Raw genomic sequence first — 12,346 nt, forward strand, 5'->3', positions numbered from 1 at the left:
TACCATGAAAACTCAATTAATTGCAGTGCTGGTCTTCCTGGCACACTTTTGTCATGCCCAAATTGAAGGAAACTGGAATGGCGAACTGGACACCCAGTCTATGAAATTGCCCGTTATCCTTAAAATATCCAAAAAATCAAAAGGCTATACTGCTACCTTGGTAAGCCCCAATCAAAGCTCCAAAGAAATTCCTGTAGATAAGATCAGTTTCAACAATAATGAACTCAGTTTTGATATTGAGAACCTCAGAGCAGGCTACAAAGGAACCTACAAAACAGATCATTTTGAAGGAGACTTTCTTCAAAACGGGAGAACAATGACCCTCAACTTTTACCGGAATGCCCAATCTGAAAGTTCCGAGACTTCGGATGTTCCTTTTCTTAACGGTAAAGCCATCAATACTCAGAAAATCGATGATTTTTTAAACTATATGGTTCAGAATAACCAGGTCATAGGAAGCGTTGCCATATTCCAAAACGGATCAGAAGTGTATCACAAAGATTTTGGTCAGCAGCTTTTATCCAATGTAAGCTATGATAAAAATACAGGGTATCAGATAGGTTCTATCAGTAAACTTATTACTGCGGTGATGCTTTTACAACTTGTAGAGCAAGGAAAACTAAGCCTTACAGATCCGCTTTCAAAATTTTATCCTGATATTCCCAACGCTAAAAAAATCACCATCCGACATATGCTGAACCATACCAGCGGATTGGGAGATTATGTTGGTAAAACCGGGGGTAACTGGCTTTTTGATAAACCCGTGGGTGACGCAGCGATCATTGCAGCCATCAAAAAACAAGGAGCAGGTTCCAAGCCTGGAGAAAAAACGAGATATTCAAATTCAGCCTATTTTCTATTAAGCAGAATTCTGGAAAAAATTCATGAAAAACCTTATCATCAGATTTTAAAAGAAAATATCCTGGCAAAAGTCTCAATGCCTCATACTTTTTCAGTACTCGACCATTCAAAGAATGTTTTTAAATCTTACGAACTTAAAAATAACACCTGGAGCGAAGTAAAAGATTTTAACTTTCAAAACTGTATCGGGCTGGGAGATATTACCTCTACTCCAGAAGACCTGAATATCTTTATTAATGCATTGTTTAACGGTAAATTCATAAAGAAAGAAACCCTGGATATGATGATTTCCAATAAAAATGAGAAATTTTTCGGACTCGGAATGATGAAAATGCCGTTTTACAACATCACTTTATACGGACATGGAGGAGATACGGCAGGAAGTCATTCTACAGTAGGCTTCGAACCCACAGACCAATTATCTTATGCGATTACCATCAATGGTGAGAAATTCAATCACAACAGTTTCTACGTAGCACTTTTGAATCTGATCTATGACAGAGACTATAAATATCCTGTGTTTGGTCAGACTAAAGCTCCGGCTCCTGAACTGGAAAAATATGTGGGAGACTATACCTCAAAAGATATTGATATGGGGTTAAAAGTATTTGTCAAAGAGGGTACATTATATGGACAAGGTACCAATCAGGCTGAATTCACGCTCACTTCTGTAGGAAAAGATCAGTTCACGTTTGACAAAGCAGGTCTGAAACTCGTATTTATGCCGGAAAACAATCAGTTTAAACTCACACAGGGTGACAAAACGTTTCTTTTTAATAAAAAATAGAACATCCGGTAACTATAGTGCTTTTTTAATTGCCTGTAGAGGTCCGATTCCCTTCATTTGAGTTGAAGATGCCAATATTCCACTCCTCTTGAGAGGCGGCAAAAATTCTTTGAATTTTTGCCGGGGTGGTCCTTTCTCCTCCATTCTAAAAAAAATCCTTAGACAGAAGTCTAAGGATTTTATATTGTAAAAGGATGTTTTATATTAACATTCCGGAACATTCACTGCAATCGCCAGTCCGCCCTCAGAAGTTTCTTTGAAGCGGTCACTCATAGCCTGTGCCGTTTCCCACATAGTCTGGATCACTTCATCCAGAGTTACTTTTGCTTTGGCAGGGTCACTTTCAAGAGCGATATTTGCTGCTGTAATGGCTTTCATTGCTCCCATTGTATTTCTTTCGATACATGGGATCTGTACCAGACCTTTAATAGGGTCGCAAGTCAGCCCAAGGTGATGTTCCATTGCAATTTCTGCTGCCATCAGCACCTGTCCTACACTTCCTCCAAGAATCTCTGTAAGACCGGCTGCCGCCATTGCGGAAGACACTCCGATCTCCGCCTGACATCCACCCATTGCTGCAGAAATCGTTGCATTTTTCTTAAATAATGTTCCGATCTCACCCGCTACAAGCAGGAATCTTGCAATATCATCTTCACTGGTAAAAGGGGTAAAGGCCTGTGCATACATCAAAACTGCCGGAATTACTCCACTCGCCCCATTGGTAGGTGCCGTAATGATCCTTCCGAAGCTTGCATTCTCTTCGTTCACAGCCAGTGCAAAGCAGGCAATCCATTTGTTGATATTCGTGAAGTTCTCTTCAGCATCTACAACAAGCTGGAACCATTCATCAAGATTTTTATAGATTTTATCTCCTAAAAGTTTTCTGTTAAGACCTGCGGCTCTTCTTGTTACGTTAAGACCTCCCGGAAGAATTCCTTCCTTATTTACACCTTTATAGATGCATTCTTTGATCTGTTGCCAGATATAAAGGGCTTCTGCTCTTGTTTCTTCCTGAGTTCTCCAGCTTTCTTCATTGATCAGGATCAGATCTGAAACCCTGCTGAATCCTAATTGCTGGCAATATTTTACAATATCAGAAGACTTATGACAAGGGTATAATGTACGTACACATTGTTTTTGAATGGAATTTTTTTCCTGGCTTGCAATAAATCCGCCTCCTACAGAATAAAAGTCCTGAACAAGCTCGGTTCCGTCTTCAAACACTGCCTTGAAAATCATTCCGTTAGGGTGAAAATCAAGGGATTTCTGCATATTTAAAACCAAATGATGCCCATAGATAAAAGGAATTTCTTTCTCCCCGCCAAGGTTGAGAATCTGATCTCTTTTTATGGTCTCTATTTTTTCATCAATTTTTGAAGTATCGATTGTCTTGAAATCTTCACCATTCAGCCCCAGCATTCCGGCAATATCTGTCCCATGACCAATCCCCGTTTTTGCGAGTGAACCAAAAAATTCAAGAAAAACCTCTTTCACTTCTTCAATTGATCTTTCTCTTTTTATAATTCTGATAAATGCAGATGCTGCATTCCAGGGTCCCATCGTATGCGAACTGGACGGACCTATTCCTACTTTAATAATCTCAAAAACCGATATTGATTCCATAAATATATCTTCATTTTCCTCAAAAACAAAGATACATGATAAATCCTAAAATCAATCTTCAAATCTTTAATGAAAATTGAGATCTGATCAGAATATAAAAGCTATTGCAGATATTCTTCATGCTGAGAGAGGTCAAGCCCTTTGTTTTCAGACTCTTCAGAAACTCTCAATGTAATTATTGAATCTGTAATTTTATATAAAATTAATGATCCAAAAAAGGTGAAAACAGAAACTAAAATCAGGGCAGCCATATGATGAAGAAAAACCTGAAACCCTCCATGAAGCAGACTTGCATTTTCACCATGAGCAAAAACAGCCGTAAGAATCATTCCCATAATCCCTCCTACTCCATGGCAGGCAAAAACATCCAGAGTATCATCTATTTTCTTCAAGGGCTTCCAGTTGACCATCACATTAGAAACTATTGCGGTGATAAATCCTATAAAAAGACTTTCCTGAATACTTACAAAACCGCATCCCGGAGTAATGGCCACAAGCCCCACTACAGCTCCGATACAGGCTCCTAAAGCAGATATACTTCTTCCATTGATTCTGTCGAAAAAAATCCACGTCATCATCGCGGAAGCGGAAGCAATAGTAGTGGTACCAAAAGCAGTGGCTGCTGAAGCGGAAGCACTCAACGCTGAACCGGCATTAAACCCAAACCATCCGAACCAAAGCATTCCCGTTCCCAAAAGTACATAAGGAATATTGGAAGGCTCGTGATGCGGATTTTTTCTGTTTCCAACCATCAAAGCTCCTGCAAGTGCTGCAAAACCAGCACTCATATGTACCACTGTTCCTCCGGCAAAATCTTTCACTCCAAAATATTTGTTCAAAAGTCCGTCAGGATGCCATACCATGTGACAAAGCGGTGTATAAATAAAAATGCTGAAAAGAATGATAAACAATAAATAAGAAATAAAACGAACCCTTTCTGCAAAAGAGCCTGTGATAATAGCAGGGGTAATCACGGCAAATTTCATCTGAAAAAGGGCAAACAGAATAAAAGGGATAGTGGGAGCCATTATTTTATGGGGCAGATTGCCTACTCCACAGAAAAACGGATAGCTTAACGGGTTTCCGATAATACCGTAATGTTTTCCACCCAAGGTAATCCCCAGTGAATTTCCAAAAGATAAAGAAAAACCTACGACCACCCACACCAAAGAGATAACTCCTAAAGCAATAAAGCTCTGCAGCATGGTAGAAATTACGTTTTTCCTACCCACCATTCCTCCGTAAAAGAATGAGAGCCCGGGCGTCATCAACAGGACAAGGCCTGCCGCAGCCAGAATCCAGGCAACATCAGCCCCAACAATTTTATCTTCACTTAAAAATTCTCCTGTATCAGGAATATCCGTAACCGGATTCCAGAACAATCCGCCAAATGCCACAAGCGTAATGATAGAGAACGAAACGATCCATTTAAGTCCAATTTTCATAAATTTATATTTACACCCATTAAATTTAAATATAAATTTATAAAAAAATCACAATTTTAAAACAATACCCCTATTAAAAATACTGCATTTAAAAAAAATTACACATTTTCAACAAATATCTCTTTCAGTATTTTGGAAACTTCTCTGGATTTTGTCGCCGGAAAAAGATGAGTTCCTCCTTTCACTACATAATCAGGATTGGAATAACGAATTGGAAATACAATATCTTTATCTCCCAATATCTGAATCACGTTAGGATTTTCCTCAAATTTCCACTCAGAAACTTTTTCTACTGACCATTTGAGATAATAAGGATCTTTTACTTTAAAATATTGCAGAAGTTTTGGGTTTTTAGGATCAAACAGCTTTCGGATAACAGCATATACGTTGGCTGCCTTATCATTGAACAAACCTACCGGCAATAGTCTTGGAATTTTGGTAACCTCACCGGTCTTTATAAATCTGGACTTTTCCTTATCGGATTTTATACTGCCAAGAATAATGACCTTTTCAGCTGGTTTCAGTTGATTGATCTCCTGCACAATAATTCCTCCGAAAGAATACCCCAACAAACAAAATGGTTCTGAATCGTCTACTTTATCTGCCATTCTTTTGACGTAAGCATCAAAAGGTTCATTTTTTTCAGGGATAAGCCAATCTATAAATATCAATTCAAAGTGCTTGGGAAACTCTATTTTTTCAAGTACTTTGAAATCTGCACCCAGACCGCTTACAATATACATTTTCATACTACTAATTTATAAAAAATTGAAAAAGAATTTTACGGTTCTTATAGAAAATTTCAAGCCGAAATCCTATGGAATGACAAAGTGTATGAATAAAATGAGCGCTCTATGTCATTCTGATAGAAATCTGACAGCACCTATAAAAAAGTGGTATATAATTTTATTTAAATGGAAAATGTAAACATTTCCCTCTTCAGAAGGGGTGGCTTTATCTTTCTCCACTCTCACTATCCCACAAAAAAAGAGCAGCCCCTCAGAACTGCTCTTTTGTATCAATATAAATCTTTAATTTTATTTTTTCTTTTTTGGTACTCTGTTCTCATTATCCAACATTTCGGTAGAAACTTTGAACTGAATATCCATTTCGTTTTTAATGAAATAATCTTTCAATGAAGATTGATAGAATACTTTAAAGTCTCTTCTGTTCAAAGAGAACTTAGCAGACTCAATAGAAGTTGTAAACTGAGTCACATATACATTCGCAGGGAAAGAGATTGTTTTTCTTACTCCCTTAAGGGTAAGGTCTCCATATACCGTAGAATTATACTCATTGTTTGCCAAAGGAATAATCTTAGTCAAATGGAACTTAGCAACAGGGAATTTTTTTACTTCGAAGAAATTAGAACTTTTCAGATCATTGGTCAGCTTAATCTGATCTTCGTCTGAAACATCTCCCGCCATCAGACTTCTCATATCTATAATAAACTCTCCATCTACAAGAACGGTATGGTCAAAGTTGAATTTCCCGCTTTTTAATTTTATTGTTCCTGAGTGGGAAGTTTCCTGGGTTTTTACAACCTTATATCCCCACCATCTGATCTCTGACGAAGTCACTTTTGAAACTTTATCAAATTTCTTTTGGGCAGAAACAAATGATATGCTTGCGCACACCATAGCAAACAATAGTAATCTTTTCATTCTTTTTTATTTACAATTCAACAAAAATAAAAAAAAGTGTAGAACTTCTACACTTTTAACAATCTTTTTTTGATTAATTTATTGAGCAGTTACCTTTACCACCATATCAATGTCATCTTTCACAAAAACATCCTGCATGGTAGACTTGTATGCTACATCAAATTTCTGTCTGTCGAAAGAGAATTTGTTAGATACTAAGCTTACTACTCCTTTGCTGTAAGAAATCTTTGCAGGGAAAGTAACCGGGCTAGTTTTTCCTTTTACAGTAAGGTTTCCTGTTACTAAAGAGTTGTAGATTTTATCGTTGTTTTTCTTTACCGCGGTAATTTTGAAACTTGCAGTAGGGAATTTCTCTACTTCAAAGAAGTCACCGTTCTTAAGGTGTCCGTTTAGTTTCTGCTGATATTCTCCTGTAAGGTCAGTAGCGTTGATAGACGTCATATCCAGTACAAAGCTTCCTCCTACAAGTTGGTTTCCTTTCATTACCATATCTCCTGATTTTACTTTTACTGTACCATCGTGAGAACTTGCCTCAGACTTTGCTACTTTGTATCCCCACCAGTGAACATCAGATGCTACTACTTTTTTGGACTGTCCGAAAGCTAAACCACCAGCTAAAACTGCTAATAAAAATATTTTTTTCATTGAATAGAATTATTTACTTATTTAATAGCACAAAGGTAGCTATCTTATTCGATAGATGACGTTGATGTAAATCAAGAAATTTAATTATTTTTATGAATAATATCATCCCATAAAAAAACTCCGAATTTCTTCGGAGTTTTTATTTTTTATACTTGATAGTAGGCGGTGTAAAGAGCCATCCCTTTTAGTGCCGTATGATTTTGCTTGACCAGATAGATCGGAATATTTCTCAGCATTCCTTCCATTTTATCACTGATCTTGAATTTTTCATAGAACTTGTCTTTATCAATATATTCTCTCACGATCTGAGGAATATCTCCGGCGATCAGTAATCCTCCGGTAGCTTTTACTTTCAATGTTAAGTTATTCGCTTCACGTGCCAGGAACTCAAGGAAAGTATCCAGCGCGATTCTGCAGATCAGTACATTCTCTTCTACAGCTGCTTTATACAATTCTTCTACAAAATTTCCCTGAGCAAGACGTTCTCCCAGCCATTCCGGCTCCGGATGTCTTTTTACGTCTCTCAGGAATCGGTAGATATTGAATAAACCTGTTTTGGAAAGTACATTTTCCCAGCTTACAATTCCATAGATATTATTTAAGAACTGGTAGAATTCGACTTCTACATTGGTTCTTGGAGAAAATTCAGAATGTCCGCCTTCAGTAGCGAAAGGTCTCAGGTATTTTCCGTCAAAGAAGTAACCTGCCTCTCCCAATCCGTTTCCTGGAGCAAGAATGGCTACATTTCCTTTTTCAAGGTGACCGCTTGTATAGATTGCTTCAAGGTCGTTATCTTCAAGTAGAGCCATTCCGTAAGCAGATGCTTCCAGGTCATTCAGCATTTCTACTTTTTCGAACCCGAAATCTCTGGCATATTCTTCTATATCTAAATTCCAGCCCAATCTCGCAGGGCTGCTTTTTCCGTCAAGTACCGGGCCTGGTACAGCCATTCCAAGACGTTTTACATTCTCCAGCTGGTTATCCTGAATAAACTTCTTCAAAATATCAGAAAAAGAAGCGTATTCTTTAGTGGAATATACATTCTGGAGTTTTATCTCAAGACCTCCGTTACCGGAAACAAAATAGCCTAAGATTGTCATATCTTCACGGAGACTTGCCCCAATGATAGAAACATTATCATTATTACTGTTCTCTACTCCTGGTAAATAAAGTGGAAATTTTGGATTCAGAATCATAACCTCAAATTTTACCAAATATAATAATTGTTTTTGTAAATCCTGCACAGAACAAAAAAACCTTTCCACTTTCGTGAAAAGGTTTTGGTTAATAATTGTTTATATATTAAATCTAACTACTTTCCTAATGGAATATTGTAACCGAATCCTACTCCGATATTCCCCACATTATAGTCCTGACCAGCTAAATCTCCTTTTGTTCCTACAAAAACCTTCTGGTATTGTACGAAGAAGTTCCAGTCTCTGTTGTGGTATCCGATCTCCGGTTTAAGGTAAAAACCTCCGCTTGCTCTTTCAACATTGGTATTGGATGCAACTGTTTTATCTCCAACCAGGAAACCATATCCTAAGTCTGTTCCGAAATAGAAACCAGTCTGTTTTGGATAAATTCTGATTAAAGCTGCTACAGGTACTACTCCTACATCATTGTTTTTATATCCGTTGTTGTCTTTTCCAAAATAGTGAGTATATCCTGATGCGATACCTAAACCAAATCCTGGAGTGATCAGGTTCTGATAAGCTACATCTACTCCTACGGCAGCAGAAAGATTATCTGCAGGAACTGCTAAACCAACATTTGCGCCCACTTTGATCATATTGTTCATTTTAGAATCCTGTGCGCTTGCTATACCTGCTGTTAAAATCCCAGCCAGTAATATTGCCTGTTTAAACATTTTCATAACTCTAATTTTTAAATTTTACTAAACAAGAGGATGTAAAAATCGTGCCAAGGAAGGCTTTTTCGTTGATTTTAACACTCAAACAAACTATAAAACAATGAATATCAATACCTTATTTTTAACAAAATTTAAATGTTTGTTTAACAAAATTTATCAAAAAAATGATCCTGAAAAGTGAATTAAAGAAAAAATACCAGAAAGGAAGTTGGAAGATGGAAACAGAAGGTCATATCCTAATATAATATAAAGTCAATTCTGTTTGTTTTATAAATTTAATTTCCGGCTTCTAGCTTCTAGCGAATATAATAATATTAACAATCTTTAACCCGTTATTATTTTAACCTTTTTCTTTCAATCTCATCAAAAAAATAAATGTTCTCACCATGGCAGATTCATTATTAAAAAACAAACATCTTCTTTGGCGTGCAGGGTTCGGTATAGGAATCAATCAGATTAATGATCTGAAAAATAAAGATACGAAAACACTGATGCATGAGCTCTTCAAAGAAGACAGCTTCAGTGAAATCTCATACGATACTCCCGATGCCGATCCTACAGCAGACTATATGAACGCTACCGCCCCGGCAGAAAAGAAAAAAGAAATGCAGCGACTCAACCGGGAACAAAACAATGAACTGAATCTGAACTTTCTGGATAAAATAGTGAACAGCAAGGAACAGCTGAGGGAAAAGATGGCCTTCTTCTGGCACGGGCATTTTGCCTCCAGGGTAATCAACCCAAAATTCAACAGACAGCTTCTCAATATGATCCGGAAACATGCGTTGGGAAATTTCAAAGACCTGCTTTTTGAAGTAAGCCAGTCTCCCGCTATGCTCAACTTCCTGAACAATCAACAAAACAAAAAAGACCATCCTAATGAAAATTTTGCCCGTGAAGTGATGGAACTGTTTACCATGGGAAGGGGAAATTATACGGAAAAAGATATTCGGGAGGGAGCAAGAGCTTTTACCGGATGGAGCTATGATAAAGAAGGAAACTTTAAAGAAAGAAAAAACCTCCATGATGAAGGAACCAAAACTTTCCTCGGAAAAACAGGGAATTTTGACGGAACAGATGTTCTGAATATTATATTGGATCAAAAGGCCACTGCAAAGTTTATTACAGCAAAAATCTATAGATTTTTTGTGAATGAAAAAGTGGATGATGAGATCGTCAACAGGCTAAGCACCAATTTCTACGCTTCCGGATATGATATAAAAAAGCTGATGACCGAGATATTTTCAAGTTCCTGGTTTTATGATCAGAAAAATATCGGAAACAGAATAAAATCTCCCGTAGAGCTCATGGCCGGAATCATGCGGATACTTCCCATGCATATCCAGAATCCTGAAAACCTTATTGTTTATCAGAAATTATTGGGGCAGATGCTCCTCTACCCTCCTAATGTGGCAGGATGGCCCAACGGAAAATCATGGATCGACAGTTCTACTCTGATGCTGAGGCTTCAGGTTCCACAGATCTGGTCCGGACTTCGCCCGTTAGAATACAGTCCAAGGCAGGATGATGACCTCGATATGGGGATGAAATCTAAAGAAACAGCATTAAACAAAACCTTTAAGAACCCGAATATCTCTATAGACTGGAATCGTGTAGATCAAATATTTGCTCATAAAAACTGCCAGGATTATCTGATTCTCAATTCCCAGAATCTGAATATGGATGCTGTAAAAAGTTTCTCTGATAACAGCACCAAGATGAACATTATCAATCTGATGTCAACTCCGGAATACCAATTGATGTAGATTGCAGTTAGCCGGCATCACCCACCTTTATCCTAAAAGCAAAATTATGTTAATCAAAAGAAGAGAATTCCTCAAAATAAGTTCATTGGCCACTGCTTCCCTGCTGATGCCCAATTTCCTGAAATCAATGACATTGGATGATGCTCTGACGCCCAATCAAAATATTCTGGTCGTCCTTCAGTTTACGGGAGGTAATGATGGTCTCAATACGATTATTCCGGCCAGAAATGATATTTACTTCAGGGAAAGGAAAACGCTTGCCATTCAGGACTCACTGGCTTTGACCGATGAAGCAGGCATCAACCCTTCTCTTTCTTACTTTAAAGAGCTTTTTGATAATGGCGAACTTTCGGTCATGAACAATGTTGGCTATCCCAATCCTGACAAGTCCCATTTCCGAAGTATGGATATATGGCAGTCTGCCAGCAGAAGCGATGAATTCCTTGATACGGGATGGCTCGGACGGTTTCTGGATGAGGAATGCTACCGCTGTGAGCACCCTACCCAGGCACTGGAAGTAGATGATATGCTCAGTCTTGCCCTGAAAGGAGAAAATAATAAAGCATTCGCCTTTAAAGATCCCAAAAGGCTTTACCAGACCAGCCAGGAGAAATATTTCAAATCACTATATGACCATCACCACGATGATGAAACGGTTTCTTATCTTTATCAGACTTTAGGGTCCACGATCAATAATGCCGGTTATATTTTTGAAAAAAGTAAAGCAAAAAAAACAGAACAGATCTACCCGAACTCTCAATTGGGAAAAGATTTCAAAACTGTAGCCTCACTGATCAAATCTGACATCAACACCCAGGTTTACTATCTTTCTATCGGAAGTTTTGATACCCATGTAAACCAGAATGACAGACAGAAAAAGCTGTTCGATGATATAAATGATGCCGTAAAATCCTTTGTAGCCGATATGAAAAGTAATGGTCTCTTCAATAATGTACTGCTTATGACCTTTTCTGAATTCGGACGCCGTGTTGCCCAGAATGCCAGCAATGGAACGGATCACGGAACAGCCAACCAAATGTTTTTCATCGGTGGAAATCTGAAGAAGAAAGGATTACTGAATGCTCTTCCTGATCTGCAAAACCTGAATGAAGGCGACCTCATCTATAAAGAAGATTTCAGAAAAGTATATGCCACCATCCTTAAAAACTGGCTGAAAGCAGACTCTTCCAAAGTCTTGGGATGGAAAGATGGAATTTATGATTTTATATAAACACCCAAAGTTTTTATTTAATCCATAAAAGACACAAAAGCTTTAAAACAAACACTTAAGTGATATTAAGTGACAAAATTTGCACGCGCCCCCTAAGCCTTTGAAAATATTAAACTTCCTTGAATATTACATGAATATCTCAATGGAAAGACCGTACATTCCCCTCCTCCGGAGGGGTGGCAAAAATTCTTTAAATTTTTGACGGGGTGGTCATTTTCCCCCACTCCTACCACACCTTATATCACTACAAAAAAAAGAGACCATCCCATAATGACAGTCTCTTTTCAATAATTTTAAATTTTAACTACGCTTAAGCAGTAATCTGCTTAGGTTCTTTCTCGTTCTGATTCTCTTTTTTGTCAAGTTTCTCAGATATTTTTTTAACAATATATTCTATTGCTATAGGTGCTATGATTGCAATTAATGCTTTGAATATTCTTGATCTCATAAT

At 37.7% G+C, this 12,346-nt stretch carries 11 protein-coding genes; 3 read left to right on the plus strand and 8 right to left on the minus strand.

Features of this window, described 5'->3' with window-relative positions; all coding sequences use genetic code 11:
- The first annotated feature begins 4 nt into the window (after window positions 1–4).
- The gene (locus AC106K_RS02660; protein WP_482443298.1) at window positions 5–1,648 is read left to right on the plus strand and encodes a serine hydrolase domain-containing protein; all 1,644 of its coding nucleotides are present in this window, start codon (window positions 5–7) and stop codon (window positions 1,646–1,648) included.
- A 204-nt stretch (window positions 1,649–1,852) separates the two neighbouring features.
- Here the strand turns inward: AC106K_RS02660 and AC106K_RS02665 are convergent, their stop codons facing one another.
- The 7 genes from AC106K_RS02665 to AC106K_RS02695 all read right to left on the minus strand — a co-directional run bounded on the left by AC106K_RS02665 (window position 1,853) and on the right by AC106K_RS02695 (window position 8,901).
- Complete coding sequence (locus AC106K_RS02665) at window positions 1,853–3,271, minus strand: L-serine ammonia-lyase (protein ID WP_482443299.1); 1,419 nt, start codon at window positions 3,269–3,271, stop codon at window positions 1,853–1,855.
- A 101-nt stretch (window positions 3,272–3,372) separates the two neighbouring features.
- A complete protein-coding gene (locus tag AC106K_RS02670) occupies window positions 3,373–4,716 on the minus strand; it encodes an ammonium transporter (RefSeq protein WP_482443300.1) in 1,344 nt (447 codons plus the stop codon).
- Between the two features lie 98 nt (window positions 4,717–4,814).
- Window positions 4,815–5,465 carry an alpha/beta hydrolase gene (locus AC106K_RS02675; protein WP_482443301.1) on the minus strand — a complete coding sequence of 217 codons (651 nt, stop codon included), beginning with the start codon at window positions 5,463–5,465 and terminating at the stop codon, window positions 4,815–4,817.
- Between the two features lie 288 nt (window positions 5,466–5,753).
- Window positions 5,754–6,380: a YceI family protein gene (locus AC106K_RS02680; RefSeq protein ID WP_482443302.1), complete on the minus strand. Its 627-nt coding sequence runs from the start codon at window positions 6,378–6,380 to the stop codon at window positions 5,754–5,756.
- A 78-nt stretch (window positions 6,381–6,458) separates the two neighbouring features.
- Entirely contained in the window at window positions 6,459–7,025 is a 567-nt protein-coding gene (locus tag AC106K_RS02685; RefSeq protein ID WP_482443303.1) for a YceI family protein, read from the minus strand.
- A 146-nt stretch (window positions 7,026–7,171) separates the two neighbouring features.
- A complete protein-coding gene (locus AC106K_RS02690) occupies window positions 7,172–8,221 on the minus strand; it encodes a glucokinase (RefSeq protein WP_482443304.1) in 1,050 nt (349 codons plus the stop codon).
- Between the two features lie 116 nt (window positions 8,222–8,337).
- Window positions 8,338–8,901 (minus strand): hypothetical protein, encoded by a 564-nt coding sequence (locus AC106K_RS02695; protein WP_482443305.1) that lies wholly within the window; start codon window positions 8,899–8,901, stop codon window positions 8,338–8,340.
- A 383-nt stretch (window positions 8,902–9,284) separates the two neighbouring features.
- Here AC106K_RS02695 and AC106K_RS02700 point away from each other — a divergent pair, with 383 nt between their 5' ends.
- Entirely contained in the window at window positions 9,285–10,664 is a 1,380-nt protein-coding gene (locus tag AC106K_RS02700; protein ID WP_482443306.1) for a DUF1800 domain-containing protein, read from the plus strand.
- Window positions 10,665–10,710: 46 nt separating this feature from the next.
- Window positions 10,711–11,895 carry a DUF1501 domain-containing protein gene (locus AC106K_RS02705; RefSeq protein ID WP_482443307.1) on the plus strand — a complete coding sequence of 395 codons (1,185 nt, stop codon included), beginning with the start codon at window positions 10,711–10,713 and terminating at the stop codon, window positions 11,893–11,895.
- Between the two features lie 310 nt (window positions 11,896–12,205).
- Here the strand turns inward: AC106K_RS02705 and AC106K_RS02710 are convergent, their stop codons facing one another.
- Window positions 12,206–12,343 (minus strand): hypothetical protein, encoded by a 138-nt coding sequence (locus tag AC106K_RS02710; RefSeq protein WP_482443308.1) that lies wholly within the window; start codon window positions 12,341–12,343, stop codon window positions 12,206–12,208.
- Window positions 12,344–12,346 lie beyond the last annotated feature (3 nt).

The sequence above is a fragment of the Chryseobacterium sp. FR048 genome (assembly GCF_056844665.1).